Source organism: Clostridium sardiniense (genome assembly GCF_016907995.1).
Classification (GTDB): domain Bacteria; phylum Bacillota; class Clostridia; order Clostridiales; family Clostridiaceae; genus Clostridium; species Clostridium sardiniense.
This window is the reverse complement of the sequence record NZ_JAFBDA010000010.1, coordinates 1-24881: the sequence shown is the minus strand read 5'-3', so window position 1 is coordinate 24881 and position 24881 is coordinate 1. Positions and strand designations below refer to the sequence as shown.

The following is a 24881-nucleotide window of genomic DNA, read 5'->3' as shown; positions in this document are numbered from 1 at the left end:
CTTTGCAACAACATATAAAGTATTTATAAATGAGGTGATAATATGGCAAGAAAAAAAGGAAATGGTGAAGGATCTATTTATAAATATAAAAAGAATGGTGTAACTTACTATAAAGGTTTATTGACTATTGGTAGAAATGAAGAAGGTAAATTAATAAGAAAATCATTCAATGCTAAGAAAAGAGAAGATGTAGTTAATGCTATGACTAACTATAAAAGCCAAATGTTAAACGGTGAACTTTCAACTAACGATAAAATAACTTTAGCTGAATGGTACCACACTTATATATTTGAATTTAGAAAGAATGATTTAAAACCTTCAACATTTGAAAGGTATTATAGTATATATAAAAACTATATTTTAAACTCTCCATTAGCTAATATTAAGTTAGTGGATCTTAGAACCGTAGATATACAAAAATACTATAATAAGCTTTTATCAGTAGATCATAAGACACCTTCTATAGTTAGTACAGTAAATAGATATGTTACTACGGTCTTACTTGAGGCAGTAAAACAAGGAATAATTAAAAAGGCTTATTCTACCTTAGTAAAAATACCTAAAGTAGAATACAATAGTGATTATTCAGTTTTATCTCTTGAGGATCAGCGTAAATTTATTGCAGCAATACAGAATCATAAATTTAAAGTATTATTTTTAACTGCCCTTGGTACTGGGTTACGTGAAGGTGAATTACTAGCTTTAAAATGGAATGATATTGATTTTATAGAGAATACTGTATCAGTAAGCAAGACTATAAAAAAAGTGCCTATAATTGAAAAGGATGGTTCTAGGAAGTATAAAATAATAGAACAGGAACCTAAAACAAAAAGCTCTATAAGAATTGTTCCTCTTCCTAATAATATAGTTACTGAATTAGAAAAACATAAATCAAATCAAAACATAGAAAAAATGAAAAATAGAGATATTTACAATGATATGAACTATGTATTTGCTGATAAATTCGGTAATCCATTAGAAAGTAAACGCCCAAACAGGAATTTTCAGAGTGTTTTAAAGAGTATAGATATAACACCTATAAAATTCCATTCTCTTCGCCATACTTATGCTACGCGTTTATTTGAACAGAATGTACCAATTAAAACAGTGCAAAAATTAATGGGTCATAAAGATAGTAGTACTACTTTAGATATTTATACTCACGTTATGCCTAGTGAAAAAATCAAAGCAGTCGAAAAAATAAATAATTTATTAAGTATGTAAGCCCAGTAATAATGGGCTTTTTCTTTGTTTTAAAAGTAGTGCAACGGTAGTGCAACCTAAGGTAAAAAGCTTGTCCTAAAAATCAATTTTATTGTTTTTCTTAAATTTAAAAATGGCTTATTTACTGACTTTATTAACATATGCAAAATTATTGCTACCCCCTAGACCATTTCCCACTGGTGGCACCAGAGTAAAAAAGAGCTATAAAATAGTTTTAAAACTATTTTATAGCTCTTTTTCATTTAATTATCTTTTTTAACTCTATATCAGTACACTTAATTTTAGCTTTAATACAACTGAAGAATTATAAAATTCCCTTTAAAAGAAAATCTATAATTCTAAATTAATTCTGTTACAACTTTATACATTAAAAATAATATTCCACATCCAACAGCTACCCATGCTACTTGAGTAATCATAGTATATAAAGATTTCTTTTCATCACCCTTATTTTTCATATAAGCAAATCCCCTTTATTCTTTATACCTCTCAATAAGTTTTGATAAGAATTTTACAGTTTTTATTGGTGCCTTTCCAATCGATGTTTCCCCTGATAATAAGAAACCATCTGCCCCCTTTGCTATTGAATTATATATACTATCAACTTCAGCAAGATCTGCTGTTTTTCCACGCTTCATACTGTTTAAAATATGAGTTCCTATTATTATTTCACCATCATAATCCTTCAACTTTTCAAAAACCATATTTTGATATATAGGTACATCTATTATACTTCCCTCCGGTACCAAATCTCCTCTTCCTATCAATATTCCTCCCACATCTTTAGATATTGACACTATATCATCTATCCCTTTAGGCGTCTCAACTTTAGCCCATATAGTTGGCATGTACCAATTTGACTCTTGCTCTCTTATAAAATCTTTCACCCTACATATATCAGATACACATTCAACGAAAGATTGGCATATTATATCTACTTTATTTTTAACTCCCCAGGCAATTGCAGTTTTATCTTTCGATGAAAGTCCTATATTATTTCTAGAAAATCCTTTTATATTACATCCTTTTCCAGCTCTAACTATTCCGCCTTTCTTTACTCTAACATGAACCCCCTTATCATCTGTATAAAGTATATCAAATCTCATAGTATCATCTTTCATTGAAATGCTTTTCATTTTTTCATTCCTAAGAATTTTATTTTTTATATTTAAAGGAATTACCCTCATTTTTCCCTTCTTAATTGAATATCCCTCATTTATATAAGTGTCTTCTCCGCAAAATATTATTTCTTCACCATTATAAATCTTATATATATATGGTAATTTATCTGATATTCTTATCTTTCTTCCAGGCAAATCAACCATTATATGTATATCTTCTTTTAGCTCCTTAAGTAACTTATACCCTTCGTCAAACTCTTCAATTGATCCATGAGAAAAATTAAATCTAAATGTAGAAACACCTGATGAAATCAGCTCTTGAAGAACCCATCTTTCTTTTATACTGGGCCCTATAGTAGCTACTATCCTCATTTTTCTCCCCCCTTTTTACTAATTACTATATACTACTGCATTAATCCCTATTTTATCCATTAATTATTATTAAGATATTATAAATTTTATTTACGTTCTATAAATCTTATATATTCTATGCAAGAAATTATATTTTGTACTATATTTTCTTTTTGCATATCAATATTTTGTAAATTCATCTTAATAATAGAGGTTGATGCTTTAGTATTTTTTATCAAATAAAATTCTTCTCCATTATTAAATTTAGCATTAGATACCCCAAGTTTATCTATGCATTTTATAAATTCTTCAGAAAATTTTTTTGATAATTCTGTATCTTCATAATAAACATCTACTATATTATTTCCTTCATTAATTTGTGCAGATATTAGAAAATCTAAATTAGATGTATTTGCAAGGATTGTCTTTCTAAATACTTCTTCTCCAATTGATTTCTTTTCCTCCAAAGACATATCAACTACATAATACCCCTTGCTCTTGAGTTGATTCCTTACTGCCCTGGAAATATCAGAATTATTTATATCTATTCCAATTTTCATAGTAATACCTCCAAGGATTGAATTTTATTATATTATATTCAAGGTCTCTTAAAATGTTCTAAATTTACATAGATTAGAATAAGTTATTAAAGAGATTGGATAAAGGAGGTTTCTATTTTTGAGACGCATTAAACTTTTATTTTTAATTGTTGCCCTCTTATTTCTACAGGGATGTAGTTTAAATACTGCAAGATATATAAACTTTGAACAAAGTCCTTCAAAAAGTTATTACACAGAGAAAATAAAAGAAAACTTGAAAAATAATGAAGATTATACTCTTCAAGTATTTGATACTAATCTTTATAAATATTTCCCTGTTGATAAAGAAGATTTAGGCATATTAAAAGATTTTCTAAATAATTTATCTGATGAAGATTTTTTAGAGGAATATTCTCCTAAGAATAAAGAAAAATTTAGACTTATAGTTAATTTTTCTAATGAAAAATATATTATAAAAATTTATGATAATAAGACTTCTACTATTACTCCATGGGATGGTAATTATAGTGAAGACATAATTGATATGAGTAACCTTCCTACACATTTCAATCTATATGATTTTTGTAACTATGTACAACATAAAAAATAGGAGTGCAGAATTCAATTTGCACTCCTATTTTTAATTTAATTCATCTAGTATTTTAAATATCCTCTTATTTAATAATGGATGTATCTTATTTGGGGCTATCTCAGCAAGCGGTTTTAATACAAATTCTCTCTCTTCCATTCTTGGATGAGGAACAGTAACATACTCATCATCACTTACTAAATTATCGTAGAAAATTATATCTAAATCAATTATTCTAGGTCCCCATTTTATAATTCTCTCACGCTTCATCTCTTCTTCAATCTTTAAAAGTGATTCCATAAGCTCTTTCGGAGAAAGTATCGTTCTTATCTTAATAGCTCCATTTAAAAACTCCTCTTGTTCCTTAAATCCCCAAGGTTCTGTCTTTATAAATGTTGAAACTTTATCTATGCTTACTCCATTTACATCTTCTAAATAATTTATAGCTTCTCTTAAGTTCTTTTCCTTATCACCAACGTTACTTCCTATTGAAAGATAAGCTTCATGCCATCCTCTATTAATTTCAATTGCAGCATAATTTAAATGTCTTCCTATAGGTGCCCACGGCTTCTTAACTTTAACTTTCACATTTTTTATCATTCTATATTCTTTTAAAATATATTCAGCTACTCTCTCCCCAACAGTTTCTATAAGATCATAACTTCTCTCACATACAACTTTTTCTACTCCATATACTAATTCACCATAATGCACTGAAGAAGTAAGATCACCAGTCTTTCCTGCTCTTGAAAGATCTAACTCTAACTCAATATCAAATATGAATTTTTGTCCAAGGATCTTCTCTTCTTCAAATACACCGTGATTTGCAAAAATTTCAACATCTTTTAAATAAATTTTATCCATAAATATCCCTTCTTTATCTAGCTTTTAACATAGCATCTGTCATAACGCACGCTCTCTTATTTTCTAAAACATCATGTACTCTTATAAATTCGCATCCTTTAACAATTCCAAGAACAGTAGTTGCTATAGTTCCCTCAACTCTTTCATCTACTGGTAAATCTAATGTTAATCCTATCATTCTCTTTCTTGATGTCCCTAAAAGAACTGGGTATCCAATAGCTTTAATAAGCTCTAAATTATTCATAACAATTAGATTTTCTTCTAAAGTCTTTGCAAAGCCTATACCTGGATCTAAAATAATATTTTCTCTTGATACTCCAGCATCTAAGGCTATATTTATACTCTCTATTAAATCAAATATAACATCCTTCATTAGATCCTTATACTCATCTTCTTCTCTATTATGCATTAGTATACAAGGTACGTTATATTTTGCTGCAACACTTGCCATATTAGTATCTTTTTTAAATCCCCAAACATCATTTATTATATCAGCACCAGCTTTTATAGCCGCTTCTGCTGTAGCACTTTTATAAGTATCTATAGATATTGGTATATTAAAGTTATCTTTTATAGCTTTTATTATAGGTACAACTCTTTCAATTTCCTCTTCAGTAGATACTACTTCAAAATTAGGTCTTGTAGACTCTCCTCCAACATCTATAATATCAGCACCATCTCTTATAAGTTCTTCTACCTTTTTAATTGCCGCGTCTACGCTATTGAATTTTCCTCCATCTGAAAAGGAATCTGGTGTTACATTTAATATTCCCATTACGTATGTTCTCTCACCTATATTAAACTCTTTATTTCCTATTCTCATATTACTCCACTCCTTAAACTAATACTTTATTAAATTATTTTTCTTATTACTATCCCAATAACATTTATCATAACTCTTACAACTAAAACAATTTCTAGATAGCTTGTCACTATCTTGAATTAGTTTATTAAAGGAGTTCTCACCATTAATCTCTCTATGTTTCTCTATCCCATCAATTATTAGCGCTCTCTCTTCATTATTAAAGGATGTATCATTTAGTATTTGCTTTGCTAAAATAACACTTCCTTCATGGTGTGGTACTCCTTCTGTATATTGAAGCACCCTACCCAGGTCATGCAAAAGAGCAACTGCATAGATAATCTCTTTTGATATCTTAATATCTTCTTCAAATGATTTTATATAAGCAATTCTTGCAAGATCTAAACTATGATCTAGCCCATGTCTACAAAACTCTCTATCCTTCTCTAACTTATCTAAAAGTCCCATATTTTTTTTAAAAGTTTCATTATTTAAAATCTGATTTACTCTCTTCATTAAATCAGCCCCTATCTCATTAATGAAAGTATTTCACTTCTAAGTCCTCTATCCTCTTCACAAATACCTCTATAAGTAGTTGTTATAGTTTTTGTTCCTGGCTTTTTAACACCCCTCATAGTCATACAAGTATGTTCACCTTCAATCATTACAACTACACCTTTTGCATCTAGATATTTCATAATATCATCTGCTATATCAGAAGTTAACTGTTCTTGAAGTTGTGGCTTTCTAGAATGTATATCTACAGTTCTTGCAAGCTTTGAAAGTCCAGCAACCTTCCCATTTGGTATATATGCTATATGGGCCTTACCAAAGAATGGTACGAAGTGATGCTCGCACATTGAATAAAATACTATATCCTTTTCTATAACTAAATCATCTCTAGAAACAGTAAATGCTTTACTTAAATATTCTTCCGCATCTTTATTAAGCCCTGAAAAAATCTCTTCATACATTCTTGCTATTCTATCTGGTGTTTCTATTAATCCTTCTCTATTTGGATTTTCTCCAATTCCTTCTATTATAAGCTTTACGCCTTCAATTATCTTCTCTTTGTTCATCATATATTCTTTGCCCTCCATCTTTACTGCTAATATGTTCTTTATACTTATTGCTTATCTTTTTTGTAATTACATGTGTATTAAATTGTAATTCCCCTATAGATTTAATTTTCATTATACCAATTAAACTGTTAGTTACAAATACTTCTTTCATATTTTTTAAATCTTTCAGAGTAATGTTACACTCTATAACATTAAAGTTTCTAATTACCCATTCTCTAACAGCCCCATTTAATAGCCCATTTGAACAATCAGGAGTATAAATTTTTTCATCTCTTATACAAAATATATTTGAAACAGATGATTCACATAAATGACCTTTTTCATTAAAAAATACTACATCATCATACCCTTCTTTATTTGCCTTTCTTTTCTCTAATATATTCTCTATATAATTAGTTGATTTTATCTTAGGAAGTATAGATGTTGAATTTCTTAAAACATCTGATATTTTAAGTGAAAATCCCTTCTCATAAATTTCTTCTGTATATGGATTCTCTCTTGTTGTTAAAATTATATTTTTGTCAGTAACTGTTATTTTCAATACTTTATCTCTAATATTTAATTTATTTATATATTCTACTATTTCTTTCTCTTCTATTAAAGGTTCCATATCTAAAACCTCAAGAGCTTTTTTTAGTCTATTAAGATGAAAACCTAAAAAATATGGATTTTTCCCACAAAGAATTGTTTCAAATGCTCCTTGTCCAAAAAACACTCCATTATCTAACTTTATATTATCATCATTAATTATAATTTCCCTCATCTTAACACCTTCATTAATGCTCTTGCTTTTTGGAGTGTTTCCTCATACTCCTCTTCTTCATTAGATTCCCAGGTTATACCTCCTCCAACTCCGAAGTATGCTTTATCTTCTTTTTTTAATATAGTTCTTATAACTATATTAAAATCACTATTTCCTCTTAAATCAAAATATCCTATACTTCCTGTATATATATTTCTTTTTACTCCTTCAAGCTCTTCTATAATCTCCATAGCTCTTATTTTAGGTGCTCCTGTTATAGATCCTCCTGGATATGCTTCTCTCATACATTTTACTGCTGAATTCCCACTTTCTAATACGCCCTCTATTGTTGAAACTAAATGAAATACTGTTGCATATTCTTCTATTTTAAATAGTTCAGTAACATCAACAGAATTAGGTTTGCAAACTTTACTTAAATCATTTCTCTCTAAATCAACAATCATAAGTAACTCTGATTTATCTTTTTCACTATTTTGAAGCTCTCTTCTATAATAGTTATCTTCTTCTTTATTACTTCCTCTAGGTCTAGTTCCTTTTATAGGACGCGTACTTACTTTTCTATCTTTTATTTGAATAAATCTTTCTGGTGATGAACTTATAACTTGAAAATCTTTATAGTTTAAATACGCAGAAAATGGTGCTTCATTTATACTCCTAAGCTTTGAATATATCTTAAATGCCTCTTCTGTACATTCACAATAAAATCTTTGCGTCATATTTGCAATATATATATCACCATTTCTTATATACTCTTTCATAGTAGATACTGCATTTATATATTCGTCCTTTGTAAAGTTTGAATGAAATTTCGTATCACCTTCACAAATATCTATTTTGTCTAAAGATTTAGCCTTTAATATTTTACTTTCTATAATATCTATACTTTTATCTTCATCATCTTTATCAATTTCTAATCCTAAAGAAGTTATGTACGATTTTTTATTTATTAAATCAAATATTATTATATTATTGTATAATATAAATCTCATATCAGGAATTTTGAAATCTTCTTTAGCTGTATTTGGCAATCTCTCTATCATTCTTCCTGCATCATATGAAATATAACCAATATATCCACCTAATAATGGAATCTCACTTTGTACATTTAATTTATATTTATCTATTCTCTTTTCTATTTCTAAAAATCCATCTTCACTTTCTATTTGCTTTGAATTTATATAGCATTTTCCATCTATAACTTCAAACTTTTCAGTTGGATTTATTCCAATAAATGAATATTTTGATAAATTCTTATCTTCCTTTGAACTATCTAAGAATATACTATCCTCTTCATTGCTAAATATAGAATATATATCAAAAGGAGATAAATTAGTTATAAGTTCTTTAATCTTAAATCTCATATTATCTTCTCTCCTTATGCTCTTCACAAATTTTTATAAAATTTTTAAGAATTGAATACCCTTCTTCTGTAAGTACTGCTTCTGGATGATATTGAACTCCATATATAGGGAATTCTTTATGTCTAATCCCCATAATTACTCCATCTTCAGTTATAGCAGTTATTTCTAATTCACAAGGTAAATTTTCTTTTTTAATTATTAGAGAGTGATATCTTGTTACCTTTATCTTTTCAGGGATTCCCTTAAATATTCCTTGCCCATTATTTAATATAGGAGATATCTTTCCATGCATAGGTCTTTCTCCTTTTACAATCTCTCCTCCAAAGTAATGACCTATACTCTGATGTCCAAGGCATATTCCTAATATAGGGATTCTATCTTTAAATTTATCTATTATATTTAATACTTCTCCAGCCTCCTTTGGACTTTTAGGTCCTGGAGAGATTACTATTCCATCAGGCTTAATTTTACTTATAATATCTTCAGTAATTTCATCATTTCTATATACTATTACTTTCTCTTTTAATTCATTGAAATACCTTACTAAGTTATAAACAAATGAATCATAATTATCTATCATTATTAACATAATTTTGTTCCTCTTCTAACCAAATTTTATTACAAAAATCCTTTTATTGTGCTAAAATACTTATAATATTTAAATTATATCATAGCTTTTTATCTTAAAAAATATATTAGGATAAGAAAGGAGTTGAAGTTCCATGACAAAGGTTGATTTTCACGTACACACAAGTGCCTCAGATGGGGTAATTAGCCCCAAAAAGGTAGTAGATAGAGCATATAGAAATGGAGTATCAATACTTGCAATAACCGATCATGATACTGTAAATGGCCTTCCTGAAGCAATAAACGAAGCAAAAATTAAAGATATAAAAATAATACCAGCTGTAGAATTTTCATGTAATCACAATAATGAAAGTATACATTTATTAGGCTTTTTTAAAGATGATAGTTATAAATCAAAGGAATTTCTTGAAATATTAGATTCTATAAAAAGAAGAAGAATTCTAAGAGCAGAAGAAATGGTTAAAAAGCTATATGATATCTTTGAAATAAAAATAGATTTTAAAGATGTCTTAAAGTATGGTGAAAGCGTAATTGCAAGACCACATATAGCAAAAGCTATAATGGATGCTGGCTACCCATATACACAGGACTATATTTTTGATAACTTCATAGGTAAGGATAGACCTGCTTATGTACCAACTAACAAAATCACAATTAAAGAAGGTATTGATATACTTCATAAATTTAATGCCATTGTAGTTTTAGCCCATCCTATACTAATTAAAAATTCTCCATTAGAAGAGTTTTTAAAATTTGATTTAGATGGTATCGAAGCTGTATACTTCTTAAATTCTAAAGAGGATGAAGAATTCTTATTATCTTTTGCAAGAGAACATAATCTTTTAGTAACTGCAGGTTCAGATTGCCATGGTGATTTTATAAATGATAAACGTCATGGAGATATTGGTGACATGCCTTTAGATGATGACCTTTTAGGTAAATTAATGAAAAGATTAAGCATATAAAACATAAAGTAAGTGCCTACTATAACTTAATATAGATAGGCACTTTTTTATCTAACAAACAAATCTTAAATTCTTTTTTATTCTAACTTTTTTTGTTTTTCTTGACCTTTATCATCAATATACCATTTACAACTAGTTGTTGGGTTACTCAATATTCCAGCCATTACTAAAATTGAAAGTATAGTATTAACTATCTCTTGATAATTTCCTGGTAGAATATCAATTCCAAATCCTTGCATGATCATAGGAATTAATGCTGCTACAGAAACCCATAATCCATAATTTTTAAAACGTGATGCATCAATCATAATATATCACCTTCCTTTTTGGTATATTATATGATTTTACATTACATATGTTGCTATATATAAAATAAAGAGAGCATTTTTATGCTCTCTTTATTTTATATAATTTAAGCTTCCTTTAAGAAAGCAACATATCCCTTTTTAGTTTCAAAAATATCAACTTTTGATGCGACTTCCCATGGCGCATGCATATTTTGTAGTGCCACTCCACAGTCTATTACTTCCATATTGTATTGAGCCAAGATATAAGCGATTGTTCCACCGCCACCTTGATCGACTTTTCCAAGTTCTGCTGTTTGGAATGATACATCATGCTTTTCCATCATAGCTCTAAGTTCCGCCATATATTCTGCATTTGCATCATTACAGCCTGACTTACCTCTTGCACCAGTGTATTTATTAAATACTATTCCATTTCCAAAATATGCAGAATTCTTCTTTTCCATAACTGATGGATAATTTGGATCGAAGGCTGCACTAACATCAGATGAAAGCATCTTTGAATTAGTTAAACATCTTCTTAGTTTTATATCTGAATAATCTCCGACTCTATCCATAACCTCTGCTACTATATTTTCAAAGAATCTAGATTGCATTCCTGTTGCACCAATACTTCCTACTTCTTCTTTATCAACAAGTAAGCATACACAAGTCTTATCTATCTTATCCATTTCTGTTATAGCAATTAATGAAGTATATGAACATACTCTATCATCTTGACCATATCCCATTATCATACTTCTATCTAATCCATAATCCCTAGCACGACCTGCTGGCACAACTTCAATTTCTGCTGATAAGAAATCCTCTTCTTCAAAATTGTATTTTTCTTTTAATATTTTAAGTATGTTAGCTTTTACAGCATCTTTTTCTTCTCCGTTTAAAGGCATACTTCCAATTAGTACATTTAAATCTTCGCCTTCAATAACTTTTGCTGCTTTTTTATCCATTTGATTAGCTGCTAAATGGACTAAAAGATCTGATATTCCAACAACTGGGTCATTATCATCTTCACCAACTACTATATCAATTTTACTTCCATCTTTTTTAACAACAACACCATGAAGAGCAAGTGGAAGTGTAACCCATTGATACTTCTTAATTCCACCATAATAATGAGTATCTAAAAATGCTAAATCAGTATCTTCATATAATGGATTTTGTTTTAAGTCTAATCTTGGTGAATCTATATGCGCCCCTAATATTTTAAGCCCCTTCTCCATACTTTCTTCACCTATTACAAATAAAGCTAATGTTTTCCCCATATTATTTGCATATACTTTATCTCCTGGCTTTAATCTCTCATTTGATTTAATTATTTTATCTAGATCCTTAAAACCATTCTCTTCTGCTATTCTAATTGACTCTACAACACATTCTCTTTCAGTCTTACATTTTGATATGAAATCTTTATATCCTTCATTAAAATTAAAAATTTCTTTTATTCCTTTTTCATCATACTTTTGCCAAGCATTTTTTGCCATATTATAGCCCTCCCTTTTCATTTTTATAATATATATTATTATCTATTAATAGAATTAATAATCTTTTTTTAATTATCGCTTATTTGACTTATTCTACTTTCTATAATATCAACAGGTGTTTCATTAGACATTAATGAATATCTAAAGTTTACAGCAGCTGCTTCTATTATTACTGCGATATTTCTACCTGGTCTTATAGGAACAGTTAATTTCCTAACAGGTGCCCCCAAAATATCCATATACTCGTAATTTGTTCCAAGTCTATCGTAATCTCCTTCATCTTTCCAATGTTCAAAATGCATAACAAGCTTAATATCTTTTTCTTGAAGGACAGAACTTAAACCATATAATGAAGATACATCAATTATTCCAATTCCTCTAACTTCAAGCATACCGATTGTTATTCTAGGAGAGGATCCAATAAGTTCCCCATCAATTTCTTTTATATCAACAGCATCATCTGTTACTAATCTATGACCTCTTTTTATAAGTTCGAGTGCAACTTCACTTTTGCCAATCCCACTCTCTCCAGTTATTAATATACCTATACCGTAAACGTCTACTAATACTCCATGCAGTCTAGTTTCTGGAGCTAGCTTGTCAGACATATACATAGTAAGTTTACTAATAAATTTAGTTGTAACTAAATTACTTCTTAAGACCCATACCTTTTGTTTTTCTGCATATTTTATTAGTTCTTCATGTGGTACAAGGTCTCTTGTTATAATTACACACTTCATATCAAAGCTAAAATACTTCTTTAATCTTTTTTGCCTTATTTCAACTTGCATATCATCTAGAAAACTCCACTCAGCTTTACCTATAACCTGTATTCTCTCTGGTGTAAAATAATTATAAAATCCTGATAATTGAAGTCCAGGTCTATTAACATCACTTACACTTATTTTTTCTCCTGCATTACCTTCTACTAATATCTCTAGTTCAAAATCTTTAATTAATCTTTCAACAGTTACTGCCATCCCTAACCACCCTTTATTATTTCTTTTTGTTTGGTTTTATACCCGCAAGCTGGGCTTTAAAGTTTCTTTTTACACTATCTATATATCTTTGTCTTAATTTTTGTTGTAATTCTTTTTCTTCATCATTTAGCCCATCTTCTTTACTCTTTTTATATAATTCATTTATTTTTAAAGTTACCTCATCTATACTCATTTCATCTATATTATCTTTTTTGTTATCCATTTTACTACTCCTTATATTTAAGCTACAATTTTTTCTTATATTTATTTTACCTATAATTACTTGTATAATCAACTTTAATCATCAATGATTTCATCTTTTCAACATCTTGTTAACATTTATTACTTTTTTTATACAACTTAATGCGACAAATAAATAATAAATATCTACAAATTAACTTCTCTATATATGTTTTTCATCTTTTTAAACGCATAAAAATTACATTTTTTGTCACTTTTTGTATAGCAAATAAGTTTTACATTCTTCCTATAAATGGTATAATATGACTATAAAATCATTAATTTTACAAAGTGAGGTGTACATTATGACAATTAAACGAATGCGAAAGAAAATAAAAAATAGAAAACTTCTATTAAATATATTATTAAAATTTGTAAAACCTTCTAATAAGTTTATGGTTATGCTTTCTCAAAACTTAGATAGATACGTGAGTCGCTATCAAATGCGCTTGTACAAACTTCACAAGAAAGCAAATACTAATGTTAAAAACGTTGATATACTAGCTGCTTAAAATACCTATGTGTATAAAAAAAATACCTCTGAAAAGAGGTATTAATTTTGCAAATATATCATCCCAACATGCCGTTTGCCTATATATTCAAGACCTGCGCCTCGCAGGTGGGTTTCGCTCATATTATCTCTGTCATCTCCTGTCATAAATGAAGCAAAAGCTTGGAGCCCGACATTATTAATATTATTGCAAATCCCGAATATCATATGTAGGTTGAATATGATAAGCTTGGCGAACATCTCAGGAATGCTATGACTTTATTATAACACATTTTTTTATCATTTCAAGTATTTATTTATAATAAAAAAACGTCAATAAAACCCTTTAATCGCCTATAAGTAATCGTTTAACATTTCTTCTAGTTCTATATCGCAATCTTCTGTACAAAATACTGAAATAAATTTTATATAATCTTTATTATTTCCATCTATATTTAACTCGTGAGCCATGCCTTCAAACTCAAGTTCATCATTTATTTCTTCAATAGTACTCTCAATATTATCTTTAGCAATATCTAAAAGATATGGTATAAACCAATCTCTATTCCATTCATCACTACCTTCTTCAAGGTCACTTTCTTCATTTGCATAAGCCTTTGCAGCGTTAAGCTCCTCGTTATCAAAATCATAGAAAAATTCTAGTACTACTCTATCATCTTTAACTAAAACTTCTTGAATTTCTGTTAATCCATTGTCCTCTAATATCTCAATAATATCAAAAGCATTCATTCTTACAACTCTCCTTTTAGTATAAAAGCTTTTTATATTCTTTTTTTACTGCTAAAAATTCTTTATCATCTTCAACAAGGTTTAATTCTTCTTTATCATCAACCTTATCTATTCTAAATATAAACATATCCTCTGCTTCTTCTTCAACTGGTGTTAATAAAAGATATTCTTGTTCTTCAAGAAATATTCTAGCTACTGCTTCAAAATCTACTTTATTACCATCTTCATCTCTGAAAGACATTATTTCCTTTTCTTCCATATGTACGCCTCCTAATATTTATTCTTTTCCTATTATAAATATAAATTCTTATAAACACAAACCTAATATAGGTAATTTTTTTAAAAGGGTTGGAATATTTTTTATTCTAACCCTTTTTTATTATTTTAATAATATTTTTTGTATTTTTATATTCTCTATTGTTAATTTATTAATTTAGTTACTTCATCTAACGCCAAGATATATTCACTATGGAGTGCTCTTGTAAGAGATACATATAAAAGCCTTTGATCTAATGCACTATCCTTATTGTAAATATTATCGCTTGGATTGAAAAGTATACTGCAATCAAACTCTAATCCCTTTGTTAAATAAGATGGAATAATTATATTATCTGCTTTAGATTCTTTTTCTTTTCCCTTTATTCTTTGGAATTTGTATCTACATTTCTTCTTTAATAATTTTTCTATTTTTTCAGCCTCTTTTGAATCCTTTGTTATTATAGCAATACTATTTTTACCTGACTCTCTAACTTTATCTATTATATCCTCTACAGATTTAATTATTTCACTTTCATCCTCTAATTTTAATATCTTTGGTTTTTCTCCATGTCTTAAAACTGGCTTTGCATCCTTTAGCCCTAAATTCTGAGCTTTTAATGCTCCCTTTGCAAAATCTATAATCTCTACTGTTGAACGATAACTTTGACTTAAGCTTATAAAAGTAGCTTTTCCTCCGAATAATCCATCAGTTATATCTTCCCACTTCTTAAGTCCTTTATAATAATATATTCCTTGAGCTAAATCTCCAACTAAAGTCAATGAATTACCTCTAGCTAATTCATTGACTAAGTACACTTGAAAAGGGCTGTAATCTTGAGCTTCATCTACTACTATATGTTTAAACTTTTCTGAATCATCTATTCCCTCTAATAATAACCTTATATATAGAAGTGCTGCTAAATCATCTTCATCTACATAGCCTTCTTTATCTCTATTATTAAATTCATCCTTCATAAATTTAGCAAGAGGATCTGGAATCTTACCATCAGTTGAAATTTCAAATAAGTCTTCATCATTATAGAAGCCTCTATAAATATCACTTGGATTTATCCCTCTCCATGCCTTGAAATATTCATTTATAATAGATTTAGAGTTCTTTTTTATTCCATCTTTTATAGAATCTCTCTCGTCATAAGCTTCTATAAGTTTCTTTCTTCTATCAACTGAATCATCTTCATTTATTTTTATCTCCCGTATCTTAACATCCCATTCTATATTTACTCTCTCAAGAACAATTTCAATTTTTTCTTTAAGCTTTAAATTTAAATATCTTTTTATTTCATCTTTTCTTTTATTTATAGGATAAGCTTTTAAATCTTTTAAGTATAATCTCATTATCTCTTTTCTAGTAAACAATACTTGGCCGAATGCTTCTATATTCTTAATTTCTAATGCTCTACTCTCTATTAGAGTTACATATCTATCTAACATTGTTTTAAATAATAATGAGCCTCTTATTTTTGCTGAATTGACAATCAATTTTTTTGTTGTAGAATCTTCTTCTTCCATTATAGCTTTTAGCTTCTCATCTTTATTATATATCTTCCCCTTTATTTTAGCCTTTGTCTTAGCTATTTCTTCAAACGTACTTTGCTTTACTTCATGTGCCCCAAGACTTGGTAAAATATCTGATATATAATCTAAAAACAGTTTATTTGGAGCAAGTACTAATATATCTTCTCCACTCATATTTTCTTTATATCTATAAATAAGATAAGCCAATCTATGAAGGGCTATTGTTGTCTTTCCTGATCCTGCTGACCCTTGAACTATTATAGGAAGATTTCTTGGCCATCTTATAATGTCATTTTGCTCTTTTTGAATTGTGGCTACAACTTCTTTAAGTTTTTTACCTCTACTTTCTTCAAGGTTTATTTTAAGAAATTCATCAACTAATCCTTGGCCTTCTTCTCCATTTATCATAAGTTCATTTATACTTTCATCAAAAACTCTTTCAATATCTCCATCCTCATTAAATAAGAACTTTCTCTTTAATGAAAGTTCTCCATCAATAATTCCTACAGGCGCCTTATAATAAGCTTCTCCCCCTGTACCACTATAATAGAGATCTGCAACTGGAGCTCTCCAATCAATTACAACTTCCTCACCATTTTTTGAACTGCTTATTCCATGCTTTCCAATATAAATATTTTCAATTTCCGCTGATCTTTTTTCTCTAAAATCAACCCTACCAAAGTAAGGGCTATTATATGCCTCTTCATATTTCGCTATATCACTTTTGGCTAAATTCATAGCCTTTTCAATAGACTCTTTTTCAAAATTATATTTACCCTTTAGTTCTTTGCTAAGCTCTGTAAATTTTCCCGTTACCTGCTTAACATATTCTTCTTTTTCTATAAGCTCTTCATCTATAAGCTTTCTTTTCTCTTCTAGTATAATTTTCTCTTCTTTTAATCCGTTACTACTCACAATAAATACCTCTTAATTTTTAGTTTAAAATTCTTAGTTTAGAATTTTTAGATAAAAACACTTAGTATATATTATATACTTAAATAGAATCTCACGCTATGATATTATCTGAAATCATCTATGTTTCTAATAAATATTATATTTTAACTAATTTTAATAAAATTGTAACCAAGAATGTCCTCATATTGTAACCAAGAACATCCCTACATAGTATATATTTATACTAAATTACCAATACATTAGGAGGATTTACAATGCGAAAAAACACTAAACCTTTTTTTACAAAGAAGAAAAAACTAATGAAAAAACAAAAGATAATATTATTTTCTTTTATTGCTCTATTGCTTATATGCATACCATTATTTATATCTATAATTTATAAACCTAATAATGCAACAATTGCTAAAGCAGAAAATAAAGAAACCAGTCCCAATATCAATAACAATTCCGCTACCGAAACTAAAGAACCTAAACTAGATAATAGCGGATATCTAGCATTGAAAGACGACCCAAATGCAGATGATGCTTCAATTGTTTCTGAGAATGTAACTGGATTGATAACAGGCACTAAAAAATACCCTGTCAGAACAGATGGAAAAAAAGTTGTTTATTTAACTTTTGATGACGGCCCATCAACAACTAATACCCCTAACGTTCTTGAAACTTTAGATAAATATAACATTAAAGGAACATTCTTTGTTATCGGAACCTCTTTAGACGCCAATGATAAAGCCAAAGATATTCTAAAAGATATCGCTAAAAATGGACATGCTATAGCTAATCATACATATAGTCACAACTATTCATATCTTTATCCAAATAGAACTATGAATGTAAATAATATTATGAATGATTTAAATAAAAATTCTGAATTAATGAAAAGCATTTTAGGAAAAGATTTTTCTACTAGAACTATTCGATTACCTGGAGGTTATTGGTCTTGGAATGGTAAACAAGCTTTTAAAAATAAAATTGGTGAACTTGGTCTTCAAAATATAGATTGGGATACTCTAAATGGAGATGCAGAAGGTAAAAAGAAAAACTCTCAAGAATTATTTAACTTTCTTAAAAAAAATGTAAATAATCTTGGTGAAAAAGCAGATAGTATTGTAGTATTAATGCATGATACATATGGAAAGGCCGAGACTGTAAAGTCTTTACCTCAAATAATAGAATTTTTCAAATCTAAAGGATTTGAATTTAGAACAATGAAGTAATCATTAATATTATTTCCTAAAAAAAGAAATCAATAGTTAAATTAAAAATCTAATTTTTATTTGTACATAATATAATAATATTCTCTTAAGAACCATTCTAAATTTTCATAGCTGTTTATAGCTATAATTTATATAAAAAGTTCTTATAATTTTCTAAAAAAGATAGTGAATTATACCTCAAAGGTTATTTTCACTATCTTTTTATATCTTTTCGATGAGATTTCTCTTTTTTATTCATTTAATTACACTTTAATAGGTACTTACTATGAAAAGCGAAAAATTATAAAACACATTGATTCATTATTAAGAATATCTTTACTAATAACTTTAGGAACTTTATTAGATATAATACCCAAAGAAGTATTACAGTTATCATCTTTTGTAGATAATAAAAATATTATTATCATTCTATATCTGTTATGTATAATCTATTGTTATCATTATATCCATAGGTTAATCCAATTTTATTACCTTCCTTAAATATAGTTATACCTTCACTTTCGCCCTTTTCTTTTATTTTATATGTTTTCTTTATTTCATCACTTTTAGAATCTATAAAGGTAACTTTATTATTTGTATATAAAATTATATATCCATCATAATATTCTAACCCCTGTGGTACACCCTGATTTTTTATACTTATTTGTTTTTCTACTTTTCCATTAAAATCACATATTGATATTATATGATTTTCATTGTCATTTATAGAAGTATGTATTATGAGTTTATCATCATCATTATCTATTGCTACTAATCCTGAATTACCAAGTTTACTATAATCTAAATCCTTACTTATATAGGTCTTATCACCACTCATTTTCACTTCATATATATGAGTTTTATTTTTTCCTCCACCATTTGCAACATATATACTATTATTTTTCGTTCTATAAGCTAATCCAGCAGCATGACCTATCTTTAATAAGCCACTTCTTTTAATTTCATTTCCGTTGTTATCATAAGCAATTATTTCTCCATTATCATTATTTCTATCAAACCCAACATAGAATATATTGTTATTATATGTAAGTCCTTGCATATTTCCTTTATCATTGATGTTAAATTTCAATTTAGAAACTAATATATCATTATCACTTTTTAATTTAATATCTTTTTTTTCAAATCCATATACACTAACTGTCATGCCAATTATCATAAATAAAATAATCAAAGCTACTATTTTTTTCATAAGTTCTATCTCCCCATATTTATATATAAAATTAAACTTTTTTACCATATTATTATATCCATCCACTATAAATAAATCCAAAACACATTGTATATTTTCTATGAACCTAAAAAGAGTAGGAGTAATAACTATAGTTATTACTCCTACTCTTTTTCTAATAATTGAATCCTATAAAATATATTTTAAACTTTCTCTATATAGATCTATAACACTATCTTTTAACTTCATTACTTTTAAAGGTTCTAATCATTGATGATCAATGTAGCAAAGGCTCGCGCATATCTATTATTTTTATCTTTAGCAGTATAAACAATTGAGTACTTACCAGGCTTGTTTAGTTCAGCTTCATTCCATCTTTTTTCTCCATCTTCTATAGAATACTTAACTTCTAAATCATTACCTTCTGTATCTTTAGCCACTACTCCTGATAGCAGATCCGGAATGCTATCCCCTTTAGAAATAGTATACGTATCATTACTTAAATCAATTTTAGGAGAATTTTTTTCATATTCAGCTTGCTCTTTCATTTGTTCCTCAGTTTGATAATACTTAACATAATCAATTACATAATCCATAGGGAAAGTAGTAGTCTCATCCGCATATCCCGGCCAACTACCTCCAACTGCTAAATTTAGTTTGATATAGTGTGGCTTATTAAAATATTCATTATCTCTAATGTCTATTCTATTATAAACATATCCATCTACATACCACTCAATAAAATCTTTTGTCCAATTAATACCAAATATATGATAATCATCAGAAAATCTTTTACCTAAATCATAACTTCCGCCCTGCTTTTTATATCCATCATTATCGTTAGTTCCATAATGAAGAGTTCCATAAACTATATTATCTGAAGTCCCCGGTTGATTTTGATTTTTTCCTATAAGCTCCATAATATCGATTTCACCACAATTTGGCCAGTTAGTTCCTTCTTGTATTAAACCATCATGATTAAAATCTGATCCTAATGTCCAAAATGCTGGGAAAGCTCCTGCTCCGCTAGGTAGCTTTGCTCTCATTTCAATTCTACCATAAAGAGCTTCTTTTCTTCCAAATGTCTCTATACTTCCAGAATCATATTTTAATACTCTCTTTTCACCATTTCCTTTTATAATAGTTTTCGGTACATCTTTCTTTGTTGCACGTAAATATAAATTTCCATCTTTCACAAACACATTTTCTTTACTATTTACATACTCTTGCTCTTCTGTACCACGAATATGTCCTAGTTCATAACGCCAATTAGCAGATTCTAGAACATCTCCATTAAAATTATCACTCCAAACTTCAGTATATTTATCTACTGAAAAAGAGCTTTCAATTAAATTTACATTATCCACATATAGTGTACTATTTACTAAATCATTATAATTTGGATCATTAGTTTTTATCCATTTTACATACTGTAGCAATACCTTTTCATTGTCTCCTGAATTAAATTTAAGCTCGACCTTCTTCCAGTTACCTTCTGCTGAAAGTACTTTTATATCTTTTATTAACTTACCAGAACCATCTCCCCCCTCTCTAACGCTCAAGAAACCGTAAGAGTCATTATAGTCAGACTTTACATATGCAGATAACGTGTAGTCAGTATTCTTTTTAACTAATACATTTTGACCAATGAATCCACTATTTGTTCCTGCAATAATGCTACCACTATAATTTCCATTATCATAACTAATTCCTTCAACAATTTTTCCTTTATTACCAAACCAGTTATTGCTTTTTTCTTCAAAATCACTATCTTTTAAATAGTTAAGTTCAATAATATTTCTATAATTATTATCTGAGGATTGGACAACATCAAAACCAGAGAATGAAAAACAACCTGTTAACACGCCTAGTAATAATGTAGAAAATTTCAACTTCCTTTTCATATATTTAATTCTCCTTTCCTTATAGAAAATAATTTTACTAATCTAATTATTGATAATTTCTAGTCTATAACTACAAACAATCTAATACCTTTACTAACCCAAGTTATTATCTAAGTATAGATCTTGCTATCATAGACACAGTGTGCCTTTGTCCTCTAATTGCTTTGCTCATAGCAAATATATTTTCTATAGGTGCTAATCCAGCATAACCTGCATCTCCAATATGTTGTATATCTATTCCTAAAACCTTATTTCTAACAGCAATCTCACGAACTGTCGCTTCATCAGATCCCTCTTGGCTAGTTCCAATTGCACTCATAACTAATGCATCCTTTGAATGTGCTAATCTAACTGCTTCTTTTACTTCTTCATCACTAAGTCCCCATACAGTTCCAACTGCAGGAACTAAAATTATATCAGCACCAGCATCTATAAATTCTTCAATTGCTTTTAAATCCACAACAGCCTCACTAACTCCAGCGCCATGCATTTTACCAGCTATAACTAATCCATTAAATATTTCTTTTGCTATTTTTATTGATTTTACTATTTTTTCATTAGTAACACCACTTCCTGGATTACCAGTTAAGCAAATAAAATCGAAACCTAATTCATTTGCTTTTTTAAAATTATCTTCTGATGCTTTACGCCCATTTGGAATTTCTAATTTTTCCTCGGCCATGTCTGCATTATCATCAACTGGCTCTAAATTAAGCCCTATTGGTCTTCCAACTAATCTTTTTAAATCATGAATTACATCCTTATTAGGCTTTACATTTACTAAATTAAATTGATCATACATTCCAAGTACTATTGGATTTTCTACATCAAATGCATTTAAAAGTATTAAATCTGCTCCAAAAGCTCTTGCTACTTCTGAGTTTGTAATATCAGAAATTACTGGTTCACGTACAACTACATTCTCACTTAATATAGTTCTTCCCTCACTCGCTTTAATACTTTGCTTTAACTCCTGTGCTGTAAAGCTATTTATGTCTGAAGTATTTGCATTTAATAATCTTTTTACCATATTTATCACCTCATATATTTTTCAAGAATTTTTAAAAATACCTTTTTGTAAATTTATTATTCTTTCATAAATTAAATACTTTCTAAAGAATTTTTTTGCCATGTTTTATCTAAAGTCTTAAAGAATAAATAATATATTGCTAAATCTAAAACAATTAGTACAATCTGTAAGAGTGCACCACTTATCCTACCACCTGTAGCTAGGTATCCACTAATAATCGGTGGCATTGTCCACGGTACAGCTATACCTACGGTTTTCGCTACTAATCCACTAGACATAGCAAAATAACTTATTATTGAATTCATTACTGGAGCTAACACAAATGGTATTATAAGTGTCATATTTAATACAACTGGAATACCAAACATTGCAGGTTCATTTATGTTAAATAGACCTGGTACAAAAGCTACTTTACCAATTGCCTTTGCTTCAGCACTCTTTCCTAAGAAGAATATTAATGCTACTAAAGCTAATGTAGCACCACCTCCACCTATATAAACAAATAAATCCATAAATGGTCTAGTTATAATATTTGGAACTTCATTACCTGCTTGGAATGCTAAACGATTTACATCTGTATTCATTATCCAAATTGGATCCATTACAGCATTTGTAATACTTCCTCCATGTATTCCTGAAAACCAAAATATACTATTTAACAATACAGCAACAATAGTTCCTCCTAATGTTCCTCCTAATACGCCTAACGGTCCTCCTAAAACTTGCAGAATAATATCATGGATATTTTCTATTCCAGATTGACTTAGTATTAACTCAATTAAAAAGGCTCCTGTAATTACTACAAATCCTGGGATTAGAGCTGTAAAACTTTTACTAACTGCAGGTGGTACTGTATCAGGTAATTTAATAACAATATTTTTATTTACAAAGTATTGATAAATTAATCCAGTTAATAATCCAATAATAATTGCTACAAATAATCCTCTACTTCCTAAGTAAGTTAAAGGAACACCTTCACCAACATCTTTTAAAATTAAATTTGGAGTAACTACTAACCAAGCACCTAAGGCAATAATACCTGCTCCTAAACCATCTACTTCATATTGTTCTGACATACTCTTAGCAATTCCAAATACAGCTATTAGTCCCATAATTCCAAAAGTTGAATTAACAACATGTCCCATCTTTGTACCTAAATTAAAATAGCCTTCTAACCACTCTGGATAACCCTCTATAGGTAAATTAGCTAGAATTAGAAATACAGATCCAATAATAATAAGTGGCATTGATAAAGTAATTCCGTCACGTACAGCTATTAAAGCTTTATAACTACCTAGCTTTGCAGCAATTGGTGCTAATTGATTTTCTAAAAAATTTTGAAATTTTCTCATATTTTCTCCCCCTTTTATTTTAGAAAACGTTTTCTAAAGACCTTTAAAAAAACTAAATTTATTGATAAATTAAATTTTAATTTGTTTTGTCTATATTTTTATACAGTTCTACTATTTCCTTTGCAAGGTCTGTGAATGTCATAGCAGTCATTAAATGATCTTGGCTATGAATAGTTAGTAAAGTGATTTCAGTATGATTCCCTTGCGCTTCCTCAGTCAACATATTAGTCTGCGAATGATGCGCATTTACTAGAGACTTTTCTGCATCAGAAATTTTTTTATAAGCTAATGAGAAATCTCCTTTTTTTGCAGCTTGAATTGCTTCCATTGCATCACTTTTTGCATTTCCTCCATGTATAATTAGTTCCATAATAACTTCTAAGTTTTGGTTACTCTCCATTTTAAATCCCCCTAAAATTTTACTATCCTTTTATTAAAGATAATGCTTGATCTAATACCTTTGCTCCATTCATCATTCCATAGTATTGCATATTTATAACATCAAATGGAATTCCTTTTTTAGTTAATATAGGTTCAAAATGATCTTTCATAAAACGAATTTGTGGACCTAAAAGCATTACATCAATATTTTTGTGTTCAACATTAGCATCTGCCTCAGGAGCTGATACTGCAAAAATATCAATCTCTAATCCCTTTTCTTCTGCGACCTTTTTCATTTTTGTTACTAATAAGCTTGTACTCATTCCTGCTGAACAAACTAACATAATGGTTTTCTTTTTCATTTCAATTCACTCCTTTAACTTATCATTTGATTAATTTAAATTACTTACAAAAATTTTATATCTTCTTGTAAATAATATTCAATTAATTATAAAATATAACTAATATACTTATAATATATTATAAATATATTAGTTAGTCAATAATATTAATTATAAAAAATAAATAATTATAAAATAAAATCATTTTATAATGGTATCTTTCTATTTTTATTTATCAAATAATATAAAATTCAATCTATTTTACTTGTATAAAACTATAT

The 24881-nt window shown here is 28.5% G+C and carries 26 protein-coding genes and 1 other RNA gene; 4 read left to right on the top strand and 23 right to left on the bottom strand.

Annotation, left to right across the window (positions count from 1 at the left end; translation table 11 throughout):
• The first annotated feature begins 42 nt into the window (after positions 1-42).
• A complete protein-coding gene (locus JOC62_RS09900; RefSeq protein WP_204595108.1) occupies positions 43-1224 on the top strand; it encodes a tyrosine-type recombinase/integrase in 1182 nt (393 codons plus the stop codon).
• Positions 1225-1697: 473 nt separating this feature from the next.
• Here JOC62_RS09900 and JOC62_RS09895 read toward each other — a convergent pair whose 3' ends face one another.
• Positions 1698-2717 (bottom strand): pyruvate kinase, encoded by a 1020-nt coding sequence (locus JOC62_RS09895; protein WP_204595107.1) that lies wholly within the window; start codon positions 2715-2717, stop codon positions 1698-1700.
• A gap of 86 nt (positions 2718-2803) precedes the next feature.
• Positions 2804-3256, bottom strand: coding sequence for a hypothetical protein (locus JOC62_RS09890; RefSeq protein WP_204595106.1), 453 nt, complete (start codon positions 3254-3256; stop codon positions 2804-2806).
• Positions 3257-3374: 118 nt separating this feature from the next.
• On the opposite strand from JOC62_RS09890, the gene JOC62_RS09885 reads away from it, so the two are divergent.
• Positions 3375-3845: a DUF4883 family protein gene (locus JOC62_RS09885; protein WP_204595105.1), complete on the top strand. Its 471-nt coding sequence runs from the start codon at positions 3375-3377 to the stop codon at positions 3843-3845.
• A 30-nt stretch (positions 3846-3875) separates the two neighbouring features.
• Here JOC62_RS09885 and folK read toward each other — a convergent pair whose 3' ends face one another.
• From folK to JOC62_RS09850, 7 genes are read right to left on the bottom strand one after another with little or no spacing between them, the layout of a single operon-like run.
• The gene (folK, locus tag JOC62_RS09880; RefSeq protein ID WP_204595104.1) at positions 3876-4688 is read right to left on the bottom strand and encodes a 2-amino-4-hydroxy-6-hydroxymethyldihydropteridine diphosphokinase; all 813 of its coding nucleotides are present in this window, start codon (positions 4686-4688) and stop codon (positions 3876-3878) included.
• A 13-nt stretch (positions 4689-4701) separates the two neighbouring features.
• A complete protein-coding gene (gene folP, locus JOC62_RS09875; RefSeq protein ID WP_204595103.1) occupies positions 4702-5511 on the bottom strand; it encodes a dihydropteroate synthase in 810 nt (269 codons plus the stop codon).
• An 18-nt stretch (positions 5512-5529) separates the two neighbouring features.
• Positions 5530-6006, bottom strand: coding sequence for an HD domain-containing protein (locus tag JOC62_RS09870; RefSeq protein WP_204595102.1), 477 nt, complete (start codon positions 6004-6006; stop codon positions 5530-5532).
• Between the two features lie 11 nt (positions 6007-6017).
• Positions 6018-6572, bottom strand: coding sequence for a GTP cyclohydrolase I FolE (gene folE, locus JOC62_RS09865; protein ID WP_204595101.1), 555 nt, complete (start codon positions 6570-6572; stop codon positions 6018-6020).
• On the bottom strand, positions 6547-7335 hold the full coding sequence (locus tag JOC62_RS09860; RefSeq protein WP_204595100.1) for an aminotransferase class IV: 789 nt from the start codon (positions 7333-7335) through the stop codon (positions 6547-6549). Before JOC62_RS09860 ends, folE begins: the two co-directional genes overlap by 26 nt.
• Positions 7332-8696, bottom strand: coding sequence for an aminodeoxychorismate synthase component I (pabB, locus tag JOC62_RS09855; RefSeq protein ID WP_204595099.1), 1365 nt, complete (start codon positions 8694-8696; stop codon positions 7332-7334). The genes JOC62_RS09860 and pabB overlap by 4 nt, the downstream gene beginning before the upstream one ends.
• 1 nt (position 8697) lies before the next feature.
• On the bottom strand, positions 8698-9285 hold the full coding sequence (locus JOC62_RS09850; RefSeq protein WP_204595098.1) for an anthranilate synthase component II: 588 nt from the start codon (positions 9283-9285) through the stop codon (positions 8698-8700).
• Positions 9286-9418: 133 nt separating this feature from the next.
• On the opposite strand from JOC62_RS09850, the gene JOC62_RS09845 reads away from it, so the two are divergent.
• Positions 9419-10249: a PHP domain-containing protein gene (locus JOC62_RS09845; RefSeq protein WP_204595097.1), complete on the top strand. Its 831-nt coding sequence runs from the start codon at positions 9419-9421 to the stop codon at positions 10247-10249.
• A gap of 77 nt (positions 10250-10326) precedes the next feature.
• On the opposite strand, the gene JOC62_RS09840 is transcribed toward JOC62_RS09845, so the two are convergent.
• The 8 genes from JOC62_RS09840 to helD all read right to left on the bottom strand — a co-directional run bounded on the left by JOC62_RS09840 (position 10327) and on the right by helD (position 17207).
• Entirely contained in the window at positions 10327-10557 is a 231-nt protein-coding gene (locus JOC62_RS09840) for a phage holin family protein (RefSeq protein WP_204595096.1), read from the bottom strand.
• Between the two features lie 104 nt (positions 10558-10661).
• Complete coding sequence (locus JOC62_RS09835) at positions 10662-12059, bottom strand: aminopeptidase (protein ID WP_204595095.1); 1398 nt, start codon at positions 12057-12059, stop codon at positions 10662-10664.
• A gap of 47 nt (positions 12060-12106) precedes the next feature.
• Positions 12107-13018 (bottom strand): HPr(Ser) kinase/phosphatase, encoded by a 912-nt coding sequence (hprK, locus tag JOC62_RS09830; RefSeq protein ID WP_204595094.1) that lies wholly within the window; start codon positions 13016-13018, stop codon positions 12107-12109.
• 16 nt (positions 13019-13034) lie between these two features.
• Complete coding sequence (locus JOC62_RS09825; protein ID WP_243425049.1) at positions 13035-13241, bottom strand: DUF896 domain-containing protein; 207 nt, start codon at positions 13239-13241, stop codon at positions 13035-13037.
• A 586-nt stretch (positions 13242-13827) separates the two neighbouring features.
• A non-coding RNA gene (gene ssrS / locus JOC62_RS09820) (6S RNA) lies at positions 13828-14020 on the bottom strand.
• A gap of 82 nt (positions 14021-14102) precedes the next feature.
• Positions 14103-14498 (bottom strand): hypothetical protein, encoded by a 396-nt coding sequence (locus JOC62_RS09815; protein ID WP_204595093.1) that lies wholly within the window; start codon positions 14496-14498, stop codon positions 14103-14105.
• A 16-nt stretch (positions 14499-14514) separates the two neighbouring features.
• Positions 14515-14757: a DUF1292 domain-containing protein gene (locus JOC62_RS09810; protein ID WP_204595092.1), complete on the bottom strand. Its 243-nt coding sequence runs from the start codon at positions 14755-14757 to the stop codon at positions 14515-14517.
• Between the two features lie 161 nt (positions 14758-14918).
• Entirely contained in the window at positions 14919-17207 is a 2289-nt protein-coding gene (gene helD, locus JOC62_RS09805) for an RNA polymerase recycling motor HelD (protein ID WP_204595091.1), read from the bottom strand.
• A 254-nt stretch (positions 17208-17461) separates the two neighbouring features.
• On the opposite strand from helD, the gene JOC62_RS09800 reads away from it, so the two are divergent.
• Positions 17462-18424 carry a polysaccharide deacetylase family protein gene (locus JOC62_RS09800; RefSeq protein ID WP_243425048.1) on the top strand — a complete coding sequence of 321 codons (963 nt, stop codon included), beginning with the start codon at positions 17462-17464 and terminating at the stop codon, positions 18422-18424.
• A gap of 403 nt (positions 18425-18827) precedes the next feature.
• Here JOC62_RS09800 and JOC62_RS09795 read toward each other — a convergent pair whose 3' ends face one another.
• The 6 genes from JOC62_RS09795 to JOC62_RS09770 all read right to left on the bottom strand — a co-directional run bounded on the left by JOC62_RS09795 (position 18828) and on the right by JOC62_RS09770 (position 24621).
• A complete protein-coding gene (locus JOC62_RS09795) occupies positions 18828-19613 on the bottom strand; it encodes a hypothetical protein (protein WP_204595090.1) in 786 nt (261 codons plus the stop codon).
• Positions 19614-19855: 242 nt separating this feature from the next.
• Positions 19856-21496 carry a family 16 glycosylhydrolase gene (locus tag JOC62_RS09790; protein ID WP_204595089.1) on the bottom strand — a complete coding sequence of 547 codons (1641 nt, stop codon included), beginning with the start codon at positions 21494-21496 and terminating at the stop codon, positions 19856-19858.
• Positions 21497-21602: 106 nt separating this feature from the next.
• Positions 21603-22526, bottom strand: a complete 924-nt coding sequence (locus JOC62_RS09785; RefSeq protein ID WP_204595088.1) for a DUF7916 family protein — start codon at positions 22524-22526, stop codon at positions 21603-21605.
• A 71-nt stretch (positions 22527-22597) separates the two neighbouring features.
• Positions 22598-23878 (bottom strand): PTS cellobiose transporter subunit IIC, encoded by a 1281-nt coding sequence (gene celB, locus JOC62_RS09780; RefSeq protein ID WP_204595087.1) that lies wholly within the window; start codon positions 23876-23878, stop codon positions 22598-22600.
• Between the two features lie 76 nt (positions 23879-23954).
• Entirely contained in the window at positions 23955-24278 is a 324-nt protein-coding gene (locus JOC62_RS09775) for a PTS sugar transporter subunit IIA (RefSeq protein ID WP_204595086.1), read from the bottom strand.
• A gap of 22 nt (positions 24279-24300) precedes the next feature.
• Positions 24301-24621, bottom strand: coding sequence for a PTS sugar transporter subunit IIB (locus JOC62_RS09770; RefSeq protein WP_204595085.1), 321 nt, complete (start codon positions 24619-24621; stop codon positions 24301-24303).
• Between the last annotated feature and the right edge of the window lie 260 nt (positions 24622-24881).